We start from the raw sequence: 18,420 nt of genomic DNA, 5'->3' as shown, positions 1-18,420 counted from the left end.
ACGCCCTACCGCGTCATTTCACTTTAACCAGTTTATCGCTCGTCACGCCTAATTGAGATTTATGCGTTGATATTAGAGCTTTATTGGTAGCGATACTAAAATAAAGGGATAAGAGACGCAGGAACTCAACTACGATGAATCTACCACGCTTAAATATGTCGATAAACAAACTCCCATTCGTGCTGGCTGTGTATTACCTACTTGTCATTAACCTGCCTATTTCGCGCGAGCTATTCAACATTCTGAGCGCCTCAAAAGCGGAGAGTATTGGGTTCATAATCTCAATTCCCTTTTTCTTTCTCGCTGCATTCAACTTTATCTTTCAAGTTTTTAACTGGCCGATATTCGCCAAAGCCTTTTTCATCTTATTACTGCTTACTTCCTCCTTGGTCAGCTATAGCATGTTCAGCTATGGCATTTTTGTTGACTATGGAATGATAGAAAACGTTTTTGAAACCAACAGCAGAGAAGCAGCAAGTTATCTAAGTCTGTATTCGATTTTATGGTTTGTTCTAATGGGTGGTCTCCCATCACTTATGCTTTTATTCACAAACCTTGAGAGAGAGTCTTGGAAAGATTTTGCTATTTGGAAAAGTATCGGTCTATTAAGTTCATTGATCGTAATCGCGATTATTGCAGGGTTATTTTACAAAGATTATGTCTCGATTGGTCGTAACAACTCTCACCTTAAAAAGATGATCATTCCGACCGAATACGTCGCTTCAACTGCAAAATACATTAACAATACTTACATAAAAAAACCGATCCCTTACCAAGAGATCGGCTTAGACGCGCAGCTAAAATCGGAAGCTAAACAAGCAACTAAACCAATGCTATTGGTGTTTGTTCTTGGAGAAACCGCGCGCGTGTATAACTACCAATATCATGGCTATGAGAGAGAAACGAACGCTCACACCCAGCCTTACAACCCGATATTTTTCTCTGATGTTCAGTCGTGCGGAACAGCCACTGCGGTTTCTGTGCCGTGTATGTTCTCGAACATGAATCGCAGCAACTACGACCGAGACAAAGCTTACAACCAAGATAACGTGGTCGACATCATGAACCGCGCAGGCATTCACTCTATATGGCGAGAACATGATGGTGGAGACAAGGCGGTCGCACACCGAATCAAAGAGATGACGCTCGTCGCCAAAGACAGCGACCCGTTGTGTAATAACGATGTGTGCTACGACACGGCTATGCTAGAGAACTTCGAGCAAGATACTCAAGATCTCAGCCAAGATAGCATCATTTTCTATCATATTTCCGGATCTCATGGCCCTACTTACTTTGAGCGCTATCCAGAAGAACATAAGAAGTTCACACCTGATTGCGCTCGCGCCGATATTGAAAACTGTACCAAAGAAGAAGTGGTTAACACCTACGACAACACTATCTTATACACGGATTTCTTCCTCTCACAGGCGATGCAAAAGCTTGAGAAACTCACTGACAAATACAATGTAGCGTTGATGTACGTATCCGATCACGGCGAGTCTCTGGGAGAAAATGGCGTCTACTTACATGGCATGCCTTATTCGCTGGCACCAAAGGAACAAACCCACGTCCCACTGATCTTTTGGATGTCGGATGGCTTCGCTGCCGAGAAAGGCATCAATGACACGTGCTTACGTAAAGCAGGAAAAGAGCAGAGCTTCTCACACGATAACCTGTTCGACTCTTTGCTTGGTTTAATGGACGTTCAAACCCAAGAATACCGAGAAAACCAAGACATCTTCGCACCGTGTCGTTAGCTTCAACGCATTAGTCGCACATACTTGATTTTAAGGGGACTCGTTTATGAGTCCCCTTTTTTGACCTATCTAAAACTGTCGTTTTTGTTCAATACCTACCTACAGTGTTCAGCTACAATTACTGGCATTGAAACGTGGCACATCCAATAAAAGTACGATGTCTACCACGCACTTTACTGAATCGAAACAATAGGAATTCAAGCGATGTTAGACATCAAAAAAATCACAACACTGAGCGACTTAAGCGAACTAAAAACGGCTTACTTTGCTGATTCAACAGCCCCACTCGATGGCATGTGGCACTTCGGTTTTGTGCCAATGTCTGACCATTACGGTTTTTACGAAAATGACAAGCTTGTGGGTTACTGCGTGTTGAATGGTGAAGGCTACTTACTTCAGTTCTTCCTAGCAGCAACAGCAAGCGCGAACATTGCCGACTTGTTCACCTTAATCATCGAAAACAACAGCTCTGTGATTGGTGAAGTGAAAGGCGCATTCGTAAGCACAGCAGAACCGCAATACTTGTCACTGTGCATGGATAACACCCATTCATTTAAAGTGAACTCATTGATGTATCGCCAAAACCAAGAAACAAACTCTAGTCGTAATTCGGATCGCATTGAAGGCATCGAGATGACTCTAGCGACGGAAGAACAACTCGATAAGCTAGTGGAATTTGCTTCATCGGCGATTGGCGCGCCAAAAGAGTGGCTCACTGGTTACTACGGTAATTTGATTGCCCGCCAAGAGCTATGGGGCTACTGGGAAAGCGGCAGCATTCTCGCTACGGGAGAATGCCGTAAGTTCAATGAGCACCAAACGCAGTTTGCAGACTTGGGCATGATTGTCGCGCAAGCAGAACGTGGCAAAGGCTTAGCAACACGTGTGCTGAACTTTTTAACACAGCACGCCAACAGCCAAGGTTTGGAAGCGATGTGTTCTACAGAAAGCAGCAACATTGGGGCGCAGAAAGCGATCGCTCGCGCTGGTTTGTCATCGAAAAACCGAATCCTACAGTTCGATTTTAATTAGAATTCGACTTTAACGACTTGCTCCCAACTCGAGCGAAGCCAAGATAAATAAAGCCCATCACTGTGACTCTATACATCCAACGGTTATGGGCTTTATCATTGCTGGTTAATCATTACGCGTTCAGCAAAGAGAAAACTATCTTCCCCTGCGATAGACACATATAGTTATAGTTACGTTAATCCCAAATAGAATACCGAATGATCAATTGGTTACAGTCTCCGAAATCCTCTGTTGTTGCTCAGTACATTGATTGCTACTGGCTGATCGAGAAGACGCCCGACGCTCAAACTCATCAGTATCCTAAGCTTAACCCTGATCCTTCAGCGCATTTGATTCTGTCTCCGAGCGACCAGCCTTATCACTACACGATAGAGCAACAGGTTGATCAAGGCATTGGCTGTCATTTACTGCTGCCACACCATAAAGCGATTGAACTAGACCACTCAAAACCGTTTATTCATTTGGGCATCAAGTTCCATGTCGGAGCTTTGTACGCGTTAAAGTTTCCCGACTGCCCGCACCCGAGCCTAGATCGCGTTAACCCTATCGATCTCGTCCATTTACTAGGCAACCCAAATGCCGATGCCATGTCGTTAATTCAGCTTGCTCAAACCGACTTCGAAACCTGTTGTCAGCAGTTGGATGAATTGCTGCTGCCTTGGTTGTCGACAAGTAAAACCGACAGGCACAGCGAACTCACCCGCAAGGTGTTAGAACTACTAGGTACAACACCAATTGCAGAGCTCGGCGACAAACTGTTTTGCTCGCAGCGCACCTTAGAAAGAAGCTTCAACAAAGTGACCGGACTAACATTGAAACAGTGTCAGTCGATGAACAAACTCGAAGCGATGTTGGAATACCTTTATAAGCGAAACTTTGATGACATTGATTGGATAGATGTCGCTTATCAGTTTGGATTTAGCGACCAGCCACACTTGATTCGATACCTTAAGAAAACCATTGGCCTAACGCCCAACACCTATGCCAAAGAAGGTGGCTTAACCATAGATGTATATGGTGGAGTGAGATCGGAATAACTCATTCTTTATCTATAACGCACATTCTTTCCACAGTGAATACTCTGTCTATTGTGTCCCATTAGCCGCAAGTTTTATTGAGTTTAGATTTGCGACTAAATATACTGGAGGCACCATCAGACGGAGGACAAAAATGAATAATAAAAACAAACATATAGTTTTAATTCATGGTCTATATATGCCTGCGTTGATCATGCAATATCTGGATAGAAACTTCAAAAAACTCGGCTTTCAAACCCACAAGTTTGCCTACAACTCACTGCGCTTCCCTTCTGCTGCTAAACGCCTCAATCGATTCGTGAATGCACGCTTTGATGAGCATGATGAAGTCTACTTCTTTGGTCACTCGCTCGGCGGCTTACTGATTCGTCACTACTTTAAGTTTTACCAACCCGACTTTGCCGACACCTGCATCATTACCGCGGGGACTCCACACAATGGCGCGACTATCGCTAAAACGCTGTCGAACCATGGTCTTGGCTTTATATTTGGTTCGAGCAAGATGATCTTAAGCGATGGCTTGGGTGATTATGATATTGATGTGCCGATTGGCGTGATTACCGGCACCTACGACGCAGGTGTGGGGCGGATTGTATTGGGCAGAAACCCAGGTGATGGCACGGTGACGCTTGAAGACGCGAACCTGCGAGGCGCAACAGACACCTGTGCGCTCAAGCTTAATCACACGGCGCTTGTGTACTCTAAAGAAGTGGTCGCACTCTCAACTCAGTTCATCGAACACAGGGCTTTCAAGAGCGCTTCATAGCTGTTTTCTTACTTCTGATAAACCGATACAAAGTAGGCCAATACAAAAATACCACTCTGCGATAAGAGTGGTATTCAAAGATTCATGACTGTAAATGCACGGCTTGTTATAAGCGATTTACTCGTGTTGGTAAGAACACCTCACCCAACATGCATCGCACCGAACCACCACCAATATCTTCAATCGTTTTCACGTTAAATGGTAGCAGCTTACCGTGTGTCGAAAGTTGCGCTAGCTGAGCTGGAGAAAACGCATCGTAAGCCGATTGAGACATCGCAATCACCTTGTCACCATTCACGGTTTCCAACTGTAGGATGTTGCCGCAGAAACGGTTCATCTGATCAATTGAAATAGAGATGACCTGCTTATCTTTAGCAAGTGACTTGACCACAAAACGGCGTTCAAACTCTGGGATCACTTCATCACAGATCACGCAGAAATTATCACCAATCGCCATCATTACATTGGTATGGTAAATCGGCTGACCAGACGGCAGTGCTGTTTGGAATGACACCACGCGAGAATAACCAATGCGCTTTGCATAGTCTTCTAACACTTCACGGTCACAACGCTGAGAAAGCGCCGCGTAGATGGTCTTATTAATGTGGTCGATTACCATCACACCCGTGCTCTCTAGGTAAGAGCCTTGAGCAATGTAAGATTCTAGAGACTCACTGTGATTAACAATGCGACCAGACGCTTCAAGTGCTTCAATAAGGGCACTTGGCTTCACTTCATTTTGACGGTTTTCACACGCCATAGGGAAGGTAAATAAGCTTCCGTCGCCACAGGTGCTAAACCAGTTATTAGGGAAGACCGCATCTGGCGTTTCCACACCAAGCTCTGGGTAATCAAACTCTACAACTTGCACACCTTCTTTACGCAACGAAGCGACCATCGCCTTAAATTCGGCCATGGTTTCTAATTTTACTTCAGCTTCGGTCAGATTAACTCGGTTCTGAAACTCATTATCTTGTGCCGTTTCTTCATTAAATTTAAATTCTTTTGGCGGCACCATAACAACGCAATTGGCGTTTTGAACATTAGTAATGTGAAGTGATTTTTTGTGTAGGTTTAACATCTCAACCGTCCCTATCTTTTATTTACCTCAGAATTGTAAACAACTTGTTACGATAAGATTCACTGAATAGAATAATGATTTGAATATTTATCCCAAACAATTCCTGCAAAACTCAGTTTATTCGGTAATTTTTACTGCAAGATAACAGCACATCAGAAAGAACCAACAGTTAGCATATGAGATTCAGAATTTGCTGAATAAATATCCGAGCTTCATTCTCTAGCTTACTGCGGGTTTAGGTTACAATTTAATCCATTTAGCGTTAGGATTATCACCGTTGCATAACAATCAATTACGTTTGAAATAAGCTTAACTTTTCCTGTCCGATTCAATCTAAAATACACGTCATGAAAGACACGCTTTGGACCTTTCCTGCGTCACTTAAAAAGAACTAACAACGAAAATCTATCTGATGAGGTCATACTGATAAGAACTCATTAGCACTTATAAAATTTCAAACCAAATTTATAAAAACAAGCTACACGACGATGCAGTTGCTAATAGATGCATTAGTTGTAAAGGGAAATCTATGTACAAAAAATTTGAAGGCTTTACTGAAGCCTTTCCAAAGGGAGAGCCGATACAACCTCCTACTGGAATACTGGCATTCTGCCGCCATTACACTCGAGGTTTCGAAAAACCTTTAATCTTGCTCGGCCTAATGAGCATGACCATCGCGATCATCGAAGTCGCGCTGTTCGGTTATATGGGCCAACTGGTTGATTGGCTATCAACCAGCAACCCAGAAACCTTCTTAGCAGATAACCAATCCACATTGATGGGGCTTGGTGTTCTGTTACTGGTCGTGATGCCGATCTTGATCAGTGTTTACTCGCTCTTGCTTCACCAAACCTTACTGGGCAACTACCCAATGTCTATTCGTTGGTTGGCGCATCGTTATCTTTTGAAGCAGAGCTTGTCGTTCTATCAAGATGATTTTGCCGGACGTGTTGCCACTAAAGTAATGCAAACATCGCTCGCAGTGCGTGAAACCGTAACTAAAATGGTCGATGTATTCGTCTACGTGACGGTTTACTTTACGGCGATGCTATTCATGCTAGCCGAATCGGATTGGCGCTTAATGGCTCCAATGTTAATTTGGCTATTCATTTACGTCGGTATCCAACTGCACTTTGTCCCTAAATTAAAAGATGTTTCTTCCGAACAAGCCGATGCGCGCTCGTTAATGACAGGTCGTATTGTCGATAGCTACACCAACATCGCGACGGTGAAACTGTTCTCACACAGTAAAAGAGAAACCGAATACGCCGAAGAAGGCATGGAAGGCTTCCTTGATACTGTGCACCGCCAAATGCGCTTGGTAACTGGCTTCAACATCTGTGTAGAGTTCGCTAACTATCTATTGGTGTTCAGCATTGCTGGTATCTCTATCTACCTATGGTTAGATAGCGCAATCACCGTGGGGGCAATTGCGATTGCAGTGAGCTTGGCTCTGCGTATTAACGGCATGTCGAAATGGATCATGTGGGAAATCGGTGGTCTGTTTGAAAACCTAGGCACTGTAATTGATGGCATTAAAACGCTGTCTAAGCCAATCGCTATCGAAGACAAGAAAGACGCTGAGCCACTTAAGGTTCCACAAGGCGGCATCAACTTCGACAACGTAAGCTTTAACTACGGCGAGAACAAGGGCGTGATCAACAACCTTAATCTCAACATTAAGCCGGGTGAAAAAGTGGGCTTAGTCGGCCGTTCAGGTGCGGGAAAATCAACCTTGGTTAACCTGCTGCTGCGCTTCCATGATGTAGAAAGCGGTCGCATCCTGATTGACGATCAAGAGATCTCAACAGTGACGCAAGACTCGCTGCGCAGCAACATCGGTATGGTGACCCAAGATACCTCACTGCTGCACCGTTCAATCAAAGAAAACATTCTTTACGGTCGTCCTGATGCATCAGATGAAGAAGTGTATGCCGCAACCAAACAGGCACACGCACATGAGTTTATCGAAACCCTAACCGACCCATTTGGCAACATTGGTTACGATGCTCAAGTGGGTGAACGTGGCGTTAAGCTTTCTGGTGGTCAGCGTCAACGTGTCGCTATCTCGCGTGTTCTTTTGAAAAATGCGCCACTATTGGTTCTGGATGAAGCGACGTCTGCACTCGATTCTGAGGTAGAAGCGGCAATCCAAGAGAGCTTGATTGAGCTAATGGAAGGCAAAACGGTTATCGCGATTGCGCACCGTCTGTCGACCATTGCTGCGATGGACCGCCTGATCGTGCTTGATGAGGGCAATATCGTCGAAGAAGGTACGCACCAAGAGCTAATTAACCAGAATGGTATCTACGCACAGCTTTGGAATCACCAGACTGGTGGCTTCATTGCGGATGATCTTGAGCAAGCAACGAACGCTTAATTTTTATGCTATTTTAAAAGTGCGGCGTAATTCACACCAATTTGTTAATTAACGGTAAATTACACGTAGCAGAATGTTATGTCGTAATTATATAATGACATTAACACCAAAGACGCCTCGCTTGCGCGTTCTGGAATAAGGCTAGACTTCGGGGGGAGGCTAGCCTTTCTTATGCCCCTAGATCAGCAATATTTCCCACCTGTTACGTAAACTTCATCGATCCTTTTGTTTTTTTCTTGGCGTTTTTTTCTTAAAATGCGCGCAGTATTCTTTCTAGAGATCAACCATGAACAAAAGTGTCTTAACTAACGTTATCGCGTTAGCGCTGCTTGCTGGCGGCTATGCGACAGCAAACCAATACTTGCTTTATGCAGGCCTATTCGCCTTTTCTGGTGCCATCACCAACTGGCTTGCGATTCACATGTTGTTCGAGAAAGTACCCGGCCTATACGGTTCTGGTGTTATTCCTGCACGCTTTGAAGAGTTCAAGGCAGCCATCAAGCAACTGATGATGGAGCAATTCTTTACTGAAAGTAATATCGATCGCTTCCTAAGCAGCGAGATGACAGGAAAGTCGCTCAATCTTGAACCTGTAATTCAGAAGATCGACTTTAACCCTGCATTCGACTCACTGGTGCATGTTATCGAGAACTCACAGTTTGGCGGTATGTTGGCGATGTTTGGTGGCACAGAAGCACTAGAACCAATGAAAGCGCCATTTGTTGAGAAGATGCAAGAGTCTGTGATTGAAATCAGCAAAAGTGACTCTGTAAAAAATGCCATCAAAGACGAGCTAGAATCACCTGCGATGATGGATGAAATCAAAGAGAACATTGAAGCGATCATCGATCAACGTTTGAATGAACTGACACCTAAGCTTGTGAAAGAGATGGTTCAAACCATGATCAAGAAACACCTTGGCTGGCTTGTGGTTTGGGGTGGTGTGTTCGGCGGTGTGATTGGCTTAATCTCAGCGGCAATTACGCTGTAAGCCGGACAAGTTTATAGGGTTGCTCTTTATCTGACGCTCAACAAAAATGGAAGCTTATTGGCTTCCATTTTTATATCTAAACAAACTTGGTCAGGCGAAAATAGACCACTATTTTAGAGTTGCCAACAACTCAGGGTTCACGCCAAAGCCCTTCTTATGTTCTTCAATAACCACTTCACTGCGCGTCTGAATCACACCAGGCAGAGTACCCAGCTTGGTAGCCATAAACGCTTGGTACGCCTTCATGTCTTTCACTCGAACCTTGATCATGGTGTCGAAGTCTCCCGACAGCGAATAACACTCTTCCACCTCGGGCATCATTTCAACGGCTTGAGCAAACTTATCAAAAATCGAAAAACTGGTCTGATCGAGACGAATGTGGATAAAGACTTGAACATCGAGCCCCAACTTTTCTGAACACAGCTCAGCATGGTAGCCCGTTATGTAGCCCTCTTTTTCCAATCGCTTGAGTCTATCAGAGCAAGGGGATGTCGTTAGGTTAACCTGCTTGGCCAACTCAACCACGGGTAAACGCCCTTTCATATGCAGAATTCTTAGTATCTCTTTATCGATACGATCGAGTTGATGCTGAGACATAACATTCCTTAAACATTCTAAATTCGGCTCAGTATATTCCATACCAAGAGCAATCGAAGAAAACCTCGCTCACACATTTAAAAACTAAACACGCCCGTAATATTCACGTCAAATATAAACACATATAAATAGATAACAACCCTTATAAATCAAACTCTGGTTATTAACAAATTATTATAGAAATGACCCGATTAACAAATAAGTTGAGCCGGAAACGAAAGAAAGGATATAGGCCAAAGTGAATAATAGAATTATCAAAGAGAAAGGATGACTCTATTATGAAAACGCAAGAACTCGCATATAAACCTTACGGTATTGGTTCATGGACACACGTAACGGTATCAAAAGATGTTGCTCAAGCACTAGCAAATGAGTACTCAAACTATGGTTGGGATGTGAAGATTGATGGCGACACCATTGACGCCGAACTAGCACTCAAAGCCGCATAGAAACACAAAAAACCTCCTAAATCGGAGGTTTTTTTATTTAAGTTAGTGAGCACTTACTATAATTTAAGCTAGACTAACTTGAGGTACAGTACTTCCTGTTTCGCAACGACAGTTACACGTTCGACAGAAGTGCTGAGTTTCCATATCGTAGTACAGATTTCCACTAAATAGCTTTGACGTCCATTGCATCATACGGCCAGACGCTGTCTCGGGCTCTGATTCACAACGTTTCATTATAGACTTATGTAGTGTTGTTTTTTTACATCCTTTGCAATAGAGATCAGGCATACCTTTGTCCTATAGGTCTTTAGTGGTTACTGACAATTGACACATCATGTCCAATTCAGTTCCACAATTCACCGAGCTAATGACAAAAGTGAGCGCCAAGTTCAAAAAATAGCCACTTTTCTATTTTATTTTTTGACATCAAACGCCATCAACTAGGTTGATCTTTCGTTTCTCGCTCAAGATCCTGCGCTTTCGATTTACATTGTAAAACCCCATAAAGACACCTCTTCAGCTCGATCCACCAGCAAACTTCCACGCAAAAAAAGCGGCACCTCCACAATGAATGCACCGCTCTATAACGTCATTTCTGGTTCAATTTAGTCAAACTTAGAAGCCAAATTTACCGTTGTCATTCTTCCACTCTGAACGTGCAGGAATGGTTTCAATGGTGTCCCAGTGCTCCACAATCTTGCCGCTATCAACACGAAATAGATCGTAAAATGCTACGTGGTTATTCATGAACTGGCCTTCGCTGATCGACAACACAAAGTTACCTTGGCCTAAGATCTTGTGGTTAGCGGTATAAACCATTGGCATTCCTGCTTCAGCTAGCGCACCCAAAGCTTCGCCTAAACCACTTAGACCATCTGCCACACCTGGGTTGTGCTGAAGATAAGCGCTGTCTTCGTTATCGATGTACTGATTAATCTTCGACATGTCACCGCCAATCAGGATGTCTTTTACAAAGCCACCGACGAGCTGTTTGTTTTGACCCGTTTTCTCAAGATCTACGACTTTAGTCGTACCGTCTAATTGAGTGCGACCACTTGCGTTTGGCTTAGCGATCTCTTGCAAGTTATCCCAATGCTCAACAATCAGTCCATCTTCAAAACGGAATACATCGAAGCCGACTTTAGGGCCGAAGAAGTTGTATTCAGTGTGTGTTACTACGAAATCACCGTCTTGAAATGAGCGCTTAACTTGTGCCTTTGCAGAACCTTCAGGCAGCATTTGCAACACTTCACCAAAACCAGCTAAGCCATCACCGACAGCAAGATTATGTTGGATGTATTTCTCAGGGTTAATGTAGCTAACCGCTTTTGCATCGCCCGTTTCAATACTTGAAATGACCGCGACGCCTTTCTCTTGAATAGACAGCTCTTGAGCAGCCACAGAACCGGTAACAACAGAAGCAGCAAGTACGCCAGCAGTTAGTAGTGTTGATTTGAATGTGTTGGTTATTGTTTTCATTATTAAGTCCTCTCGTTGGCTTGGAAAATATATTAGTCAACGAGGGAGATTCGCGGCAGAGTGTATTTAGGCAGAAAAATGGTAGATATCGAACCTTACCGTAACAATGCTCAATCGCAGCTATTCGGTTAGAGACGGTTTTGAGTATTTCTTTTGAAACTCACTCGGTGTCATTTGGGTATGATTTTTAAAGTATTTAACGAAATTACTCGCGTCTTCAAACCCAAAATCCAATGCCATCTTTTGTGAAGTGATGTTGCTTACCACTAGCTGGCGCTTCATCTCTAACACTGTGAAAGAATCAATGATCTGCTTTGCTGTTAGCCCAGTTGCGACCTTGCACACCTGATTCAGTGTCTTGTAGGTGGTGCTAATTTGATTGGCGTACCAGTTTGCATCACGAACACGCAGGTAGTTGTTTTGAAGCAATTCAAAGTAACGGGCAAACTTAATGTTCTGCTGCAAGCTCAAGGCATCTTGCTTCACTTCTGGTCGCAGACGATGAAGAATCAACGCCAATGCAGAGAACAGATACATCACAATCAAAGGGTCTGGTTCTGGTTGATTCAGCTCTAGTGTAATTTGTTGTAGTAGGCTCTGCGTTCGATCTTGATGAAGTTCGTCTAGTGGCAGCAATGCAGAGTGAGCCTTGTTCAAATGGGTTGGTGTGTAGTTCGGCAGCTTCATATTAGCGTGAACGCTGTCTAAGAACGCTTGAGTAAAGATAACCGCCGTTCCTTGCGGCTTATTACTAAAATCAAAGGCGTGTACTTGCTCTCTTTGAATGAACAAGACACTCCCTTGGCTGAAAGGATAGTCTTGGAAATCGACCATGTGCGTCCCAGAGCCTTGCTCAATAAACAGAATCAAGAAGAAGCTAACACGATGTGGCAATTGAGGATCGTGGTCGATATTGCCATCAGAGTAGAGTCGAGACAGTGGGATCAGCTCCAACTCTGCCTGCGCCGTTTTTTCATGATTAAAGCCAATGTTCGGGATCGCTTGGGGCACTTCTCTCTTCCTGTTCGTTTACTGCTTTACTCTAGCAACTGTAATGTATCCCTTCGAAAACGGAAATCTCTAAGACTTAGAAGTTTGACTTAGCCAGCGTCACCAACAAGGTAAACATGCTCAATACACTCAACTTGCCAGACGCAACACAAGGGCAAAGCATTTAGATATAGGCAAAAAAATAGAGCCACCGAAGTGACTCTATTATTTTTAGCTCATGTTCTTTGCTAATTCACATCTGTTTTACAATGTAAATTAGTCTAGCTCAACGAGGTTCTTCTCGAACTCAGCGTGTTGCTTCTTAACTTCGTCTTCAGGTTCACCCGTAATTAGGCTCACGATAACGATAGAAAGAGTCGATAAGATGATTCCCGGTACGATTTCGTACACATCGAACCAACCACCTGTGAACTGCTTCCAAAGTACAATCGTAACGCCACCAACCACGATACCCGCTAGAGCGCCGTTACGGTTCATACGAGACCAGTACAGGCTCAATACGATAGCTGGGCCAAACGCAGCACCAAAACCAGCCCATGCGTAAGATACAAGGCCTAGTACTGAACTGTCCGGTGTCATCGCTAGTACAAGTGCAACAAGAGAGATTAGGATAACCGCAAAGCGGCCTACACGAACAATCTCTTCTGACGTTGCGTCTTTCTTCAGAACTTGCTTGTATAGATCTTCTGCCATTGCAGATGAAGAAACAAGAAGTTGTGAATCCGCAGTACTCATGATTGCCGCTAGGATTGCAGCCAGTAAGATACCTGCAATTACTGGGTGGAACATCGCGTTCACAAGAAGCATGAAGATCTTCTCACCATCGTCTAGCTTAGGCGCACCAGAATTAGTTACGTAGATAAGACCAACCAGACCAACCAGCATTGCACCAACCATAGACAGTGCAGTCCATACCACCGCGATGCGACGCGCTGTTGTTAGGTCTTTATTTGTACGTGTTGCTTTAAAACGAGCCAAGATGTGTGGCTGACCGAAGTAACCTAGACCCCATGCCGCTAGCGAGATGATCGCGATAGCAGAAAGCGGCTCACCTTTCGCATTATTCCATAGCGTTAGAAGCTCTGGGTTGATGTTGTGTAGGTCAGTCGACAGTTGGCCAAGGCCACCGTTCATTGCTGCGATTGGTACAATCAATAGCGCAGCAGACATCAATAGACCTTGAACCAAGTCAGTCCAAGATACCGCAAGGAAACCACCAAACAGGGTGTACGAAACCACACATACTGTGCCGATAATTACCGCCGTTGTGTAATCTAGGCCGAATACCGTTTCAAACAATTTACCACCTGCTACCAAACCTGAGCTTGTGTAGAAAAGGAAGAATAAAAGGATAAAGAAAGCAGAAATTGTTTGGATCAGCTTAGAGTTATCGTTGAAGCGACGAGATAGGAACTCAGGCAGCGTCAGTGATTCAGTTGTAATACTGTAAGTACGTAGGCGTTTAGCACTGATTAGCCAGTTTGCCCAAGTACCAACAAGTAGACCACCAGCAAGCCAAAATGCTTCAAAGCCAGCAGCGTAAGCGTAACCAGGCAGGCCAAGTAGCAACCAACCACTCATGTCTGATGCACCAGCAGAAAGTGCAGCAGGCCATGGGCCTAACGAACGACCACCTAGGAAGTAGTCAGTTGAGTTAGATGTACGTTTGTAAGCAATAACACCGATCGCTAGCATCATAATTAGATACGCAATGAACGTCGTCGTTATTGCAAAACTGTTTTCTATCATTTGATAGTCCTCATTTTGTAGAAAGCCTTCCATGCCTAATTCAATGCAAGGCACTCACCGTAAAGGCAAGTAAGTGCATTGAGTTAGGTATTCAGGCTCCAAAGCACTATGGGTTGAATCCAAAAATGGAAACAACCAAAAGTACTTAGAACCAATTTTACTGAAGGTTAGTGAGCTTCGCTTCCAAGTTCGAGCAAGGTCGCGTTACCGCCCACGGCTGTTATATTTATAGTTCGCGTACGCTCGGTAATGAAGCGCAGCGATAGGTGTGGATCATTGGCAACATTCATTGTCGCCAGATCCGTTTCAGCTACTAAACCGACGATTGCACCGTCACGCTTAGCAAGCTGTAAATTGATAGCTTGTGCCGTTTGCGAATTACCCACATAACCCACGCTACGTACATCGCAAGACAACAACTGTTGAGCAGCGTCATACGAGGCAACTTGCACCAAGTTAGTTGGCAGATTCGCTTGTTTCGCGGCGTCTGCAACTAAGGTATTGAACTGCACATCATCACTGCACAATTGAACGCTGTTACCTGCTAATAGTGCAGCAGTAATCAGAGCCATTGCCGTTTGTAGTGCTGGCAGTTTGTCTTGGCAATCATCAACAATTACCAAAGCCACACCACGACCTGCAGCATACAACTCATTGGTTTCGCCCGTTGGGCCTGCCATAAGGTGATGCTCCGCAAGTAGTGCTGACGCTTGTTCTAGATGATAAGTCGCCACCGCAGCCAAAGGCGCAGATTGACTTTCAATCTCTGATTTCAATGCAAGTACCTGAGCACTCTTATAATCAAAATCGGTCAGATTCCATTGTTCCCACGCAAGCAATGCATCAGAAAAACCTGTCACTTGATGAACCATGATACTGCTCCTTATGCCTTGTCTTGTGATTGCGAAAAATGAACATCAGTAAAGCGATATAGGTAGTGAGGACCACCTGCTTTAGGGCCTGTACCTGACAAACCTTGACCGCCAAATGGTTGAACACCAACAACAGCACCTACTTGGTCACGGTTTATGTAGCAGTTACCCACGCGCACGTGTTTTTCGATCCAACGGTAAGTTGTCTCGTTACGGCTGTGAATACCCATAGTTAGGCCAAAACCGGTTTGGTTAATTTGGTCTACCACTTGCGCTAACTCACTCGCCTTGAAGCGAACGATGTGCAGTACAGGGCCAAACTGTTCTTCTTTCAAGCAACTGATGTCATCGATTTCAAACGCACTTGGTGGAACAAAATCACCATGTTCAGAATCCGTACCTAGAGAAAGTTGAGCCACCTTCTTCTGGGTATTGTTCATGTTTTCTAGGTGCGTCATCAACTTCTGTTTCGCATTCTCATCGATAACAGGGCCAACATCCGTTTTGTGTAGATGTGGAATACCAACACTCAACTCGTCCATCGCGCCATGAATCAATGCAATCACTCGGTCTGCGATGTCTTCTTGGATGTAAAGCACACGCAGTGCAGAACAACGTTGACCTGCAGAAGCGAATGCCGAACGAATTACATCACGAACTACCTGTTCAGGCAGTGCGGTACTGTCTACAATCATTGCATTCTGACCACCAGTTTCCGCGATAAACGGAACGGGTTTAGCATTGCGACTTGCCAGTGACACGTTGATACGCTGTGCTGTTGGTGTTGAACCCGTAAAGGCAACGCCCGCAATTGCATCGTGGCTGGTTAGCGCACTGCCGATCTCAGCACCGCGACCAGGAAGCAACTGAATGGTGCCAGCAGGGAAACCCGCTTCGTTCATCAGTTCCACCGCGCGAGCTGCAATCAAGCTTGTTTGCTCTGCAGGTTTCGCCACAACCGTGTTACCCGCGACTAGTGCAGCTGTAATTTGGCCAAGGAAGATAGCGAGAGGGAAGTTCCAAGGGCTGATACAAACGAACACACCACGACCTTGTCGAGAAGCGATTCGTGTTTGGCCATCAAAACCTTTTAGTTCGAAACCTTGTAGGTTGTCAGCTTGTTTTGCGTAGTAACGACAGAAGTCGACCGCTTCACGTACTTCATCAACACTATCGTGAATTGTCTTACCCGCTTCTTGATGACAAATCGCCACCAGCTCAGCGAGGTTGTCTTCCATCAGGTCAGCCAGCTTCTCAAGCGCAGCCGCTTTGGTTTCAACCGAAGTTGCGTTCCAATCAGCGAATGCTGCGTCTGCGCCAGTGATCGCTGCGGAAACATGATCAAGGTTAGCGAAAGCCACCTGACCCACATTGATACGACGATCGTAAGGTGCCGTTACTTGTTCAACGTTCTGATCAGCCTTGATCATGCTTTCGGCAAGAGATTCACCGTTGATCACAGGACCAGCAGTCCATTGATTATTAAGGAACGCTTTTACTTGCTCTTCAAACTGATGCGCTTCACTTTCGATATCGATGTTCACACCGTAAGAGTTTTTACGCTCTGGGAATACCGCCGGTGGCAATGGAATCTTAGTGTTGTTCAGCGTATCGAACGCCAGAAGCATATCGACCGGGTGTTGTGTTAGCTCAGCGACCGGGCAGCGAGCATCAACCAAACGGTGTACAAACGAGCTGTTTGCGCCGTTCTCTAGCAAGCGACGTACTAGGTATGGCAGTAGATCTTTGTGGCTACCAACTGGCGCGTAAATACGTACCGACTGTTGGTAAGCTTCCATTGCATGGTTATAAAGAGAATCACCCATGCCGTGTAAGCGTTGGAATTCAAAGTCTTTATGGTCAGTCATCACTGCAATAGCAGAAACGGTGTGAGCATTGTGGCTCGCAAACTGCGGGAAGATATTGCCACGAACACTTGGGCTCAGTAGGTAACGCGCACAAGCAAGGTAAGCCACGTCTGTCGCTTCTTTGCGTGTGTAAACTGGGTAATCCGTGAAACCAGCCTGCTGTGACCATTTGATCTCGCTATCCCAGTAAGCGCCTTTCACTAAGCGAAGCGGGATTAAATCACCCTGCTCTTTCGCTAAGCGGTTTAGCCATACTAGAACCGGAAGCGCACGTTTTGAGTAAGCTTGAATAACCAGACCAAATTTACCCCAACCTTTCACAAGGTCAGTGCGGTACAGTTTTTCGAATAGTTTAAGAGATAACTCAAGGCGATCCGCTTCTTCAGCATCAATCGTAATTGCAACATCAAGCTCAACAGCGCGGCGCAACAATTGCTCTAGCGTGTCGCACAGTTCATTTAAAACACGGTCTTCGTTCGCCACTTCATAACGTGGGTGAAGTGCAGAAAGCTTGATAGAAACAGACGGTGCTGGGCTAGATTTTGAAGAGACGTATGTGTCTCGACCTACGGCTTCAATCGCCATGAGGTAATCTTTGAAGTATTTGTTTGCGTCAGCAGTAGTCAGTGCCGCTTCACCTAGCATGTCGTATGAGTAGGTAAAACCTTTGTCACGCATAGACTTACCGTTCTTTTGCGCTTCAGCAATGCTGCGGCCAAGAACGAATTGGTGACCCATTACCTTCATCGCTTGGTGCATCGCTTTACGAATCACCGGCTCAGAAAGCTTATTCACTAAACGGTTTACTGCTTGACCTGCACTCTGCTCGTTAGATGAAAGTCCAACCACCTTGCCTGTCAGCATTAAGCCCCAAGTTGATGCGTTAACAAACACTGAGTCAGAATTCTTCAGATGAGATTTCCAATCCGCAACGCTAAGTTTGTCGCGAATCAGTGCATCAGCCGTTGCCGAATCAGGAATACGCATCAAGGCTTCCGCCAGACACATTAGCAAGATGCCTTCTTGAGTATCTAAACTGTATTCAAGCAACAAGGCGTCGATCATCTGAATAGATGTTTTATCCGCACGGATAGACTCAATCAACGACGTCGTTTTGTCTGTAATTTGCTGCTTTTCAGACTCAGAAGGGGTAGCTAGCGGCAGAAGTTGCTCTAGCCATTGGGTTTCATCCACCATATATAATGGTGAGATAAGCGTCCAAAGATCATCAAGCGACTGCTCGTTGAATTCTGGCTTTAACACATCAGTAGCTGTAAACATGCGTTTTCCTTAATCTCACACCCGAAAAGAGTTCGGGATCTCTACAATGGCTGCAGTGTATTTAGAGTAT

14 protein-coding genes are annotated in these 18,420 nt (G+C 44.8%); 7 read left to right on the top strand and 7 right to left on the bottom strand.

Features of this window, described 5'->3' with window-relative positions:
* Positions 1-134 precede the first annotated feature (134 nt).
* The 4 genes from OQJ75_RS08790 to OQJ75_RS08775 all read left to right on the top strand — a co-directional run bounded on the left by OQJ75_RS08790 (position 135) and on the right by OQJ75_RS08775 (position 4,592).
* Positions 135-1,757, top strand: coding sequence for a phosphoethanolamine transferase (locus OQJ75_RS08790; RefSeq protein WP_265972350.1), 1,623 nt, complete (start codon positions 135-137; stop codon positions 1,755-1,757).
* Positions 1,758-1,961: 204 nt separating this feature from the next.
* Entirely contained in the window at positions 1,962-2,789 is an 828-nt protein-coding gene (locus OQJ75_RS08785) for a GNAT family N-acetyltransferase (protein ID WP_265972351.1), read from the top strand.
* A gap of 197 nt (positions 2,790-2,986) precedes the next feature.
* Entirely contained in the window at positions 2,987-3,826 is an 840-nt protein-coding gene (locus OQJ75_RS08780) for a helix-turn-helix domain-containing protein (protein ID WP_265972352.1), read from the top strand.
* Positions 3,827-3,959: 133 nt separating this feature from the next.
* On the top strand, positions 3,960-4,592 hold the full coding sequence (locus tag OQJ75_RS08775; RefSeq protein ID WP_265972353.1) for an esterase/lipase family protein: 633 nt from the start codon (positions 3,960-3,962) through the stop codon (positions 4,590-4,592).
* Between the two features lie 106 nt (positions 4,593-4,698).
* Here the strand turns inward: OQJ75_RS08775 and OQJ75_RS08770 are convergent, their stop codons facing one another.
* Positions 4,699-5,673, bottom strand: coding sequence for an arginine deiminase-related protein (locus OQJ75_RS08770; protein ID WP_239849283.1), 975 nt, complete (start codon positions 5,671-5,673; stop codon positions 4,699-4,701).
* A gap of 529 nt (positions 5,674-6,202) precedes the next feature.
* On the opposite strand from OQJ75_RS08770, the gene OQJ75_RS08765 reads away from it, so the two are divergent.
* Together OQJ75_RS08765 and OQJ75_RS08760 are read left to right on the top strand one after the other, a co-directional pair.
* A complete protein-coding gene (locus tag OQJ75_RS08765; RefSeq protein WP_248392308.1) occupies positions 6,203-8,053 on the top strand; it encodes an ABC transporter ATP-binding protein in 1,851 nt (616 codons plus the stop codon).
* A 286-nt stretch (positions 8,054-8,339) separates the two neighbouring features.
* The gene (locus OQJ75_RS08760) at positions 8,340-9,044 is read left to right on the top strand and encodes a hypothetical protein (RefSeq protein ID WP_017065155.1); all 705 of its coding nucleotides are present in this window, start codon (positions 8,340-8,342) and stop codon (positions 9,042-9,044) included.
* 108 nt (positions 9,045-9,152) lie between these two features.
* Here OQJ75_RS08760 and OQJ75_RS08755 read toward each other — a convergent pair whose 3' ends face one another.
* Complete coding sequence (locus tag OQJ75_RS08755) at positions 9,153-9,641, bottom strand: Lrp/AsnC family transcriptional regulator (protein ID WP_004732526.1); 489 nt, start codon at positions 9,639-9,641, stop codon at positions 9,153-9,155.
* A gap of 278 nt (positions 9,642-9,919) precedes the next feature.
* Between OQJ75_RS08755 and OQJ75_RS08750 the strand changes: the two genes are divergently transcribed.
* The gene (locus tag OQJ75_RS08750; protein WP_265972369.1) at positions 9,920-10,090 is read left to right on the top strand and encodes a hypothetical protein; all 171 of its coding nucleotides are present in this window, start codon (positions 9,920-9,922) and stop codon (positions 10,088-10,090) included.
* A 615-nt stretch (positions 10,091-10,705) separates the two neighbouring features.
* On the opposite strand, the gene OQJ75_RS08740 is transcribed toward OQJ75_RS08750, so the two are convergent.
* The 5 genes from OQJ75_RS08740 to putA form a co-directional block, all read right to left on the bottom strand.
* On the bottom strand, positions 10,706-11,569 hold the full coding sequence (locus tag OQJ75_RS08740; RefSeq protein ID WP_265972372.1) for a nuclear transport factor 2 family protein: 864 nt from the start codon (positions 11,567-11,569) through the stop codon (positions 10,706-10,708).
* Between the two features lie 120 nt (positions 11,570-11,689).
* Positions 11,690-12,580, bottom strand: a complete 891-nt coding sequence (locus tag OQJ75_RS08735) for a helix-turn-helix domain-containing protein (RefSeq protein WP_265972374.1) — start codon at positions 12,578-12,580, stop codon at positions 11,690-11,692.
* A gap of 255 nt (positions 12,581-12,835) precedes the next feature.
* A complete protein-coding gene (putP, locus tag OQJ75_RS08730; protein ID WP_265972376.1) occupies positions 12,836-14,362 on the bottom strand; it encodes a sodium/proline symporter PutP in 1,527 nt (508 codons plus the stop codon).
* A gap of 134 nt (positions 14,363-14,496) precedes the next feature.
* Complete coding sequence (locus OQJ75_RS08725; protein ID WP_265972378.1) at positions 14,497-15,201, bottom strand: 1-pyrroline-5-carboxylate dehydrogenase; 705 nt, start codon at positions 15,199-15,201, stop codon at positions 14,497-14,499.
* An 11-nt stretch (positions 15,202-15,212) separates the two neighbouring features.
* Positions 15,213-18,350 (bottom strand): bifunctional proline dehydrogenase/L-glutamate gamma-semialdehyde dehydrogenase PutA, encoded by a 3,138-nt coding sequence (gene putA, locus OQJ75_RS08720; protein ID WP_265972379.1) that lies wholly within the window; start codon positions 18,348-18,350, stop codon positions 15,213-15,215.
* Between the last annotated feature and the right edge of the window lie 70 nt (positions 18,351-18,420).

It is taken from the genome of Vibrio sp. 14G-20 (genome assembly GCF_026241515.1).
Lineage (GTDB): Bacteria > Pseudomonadota > Gammaproteobacteria > Enterobacterales > Vibrionaceae > Vibrio.
This window is presented reverse-complemented; position numbering and strand designations above follow the sequence as displayed.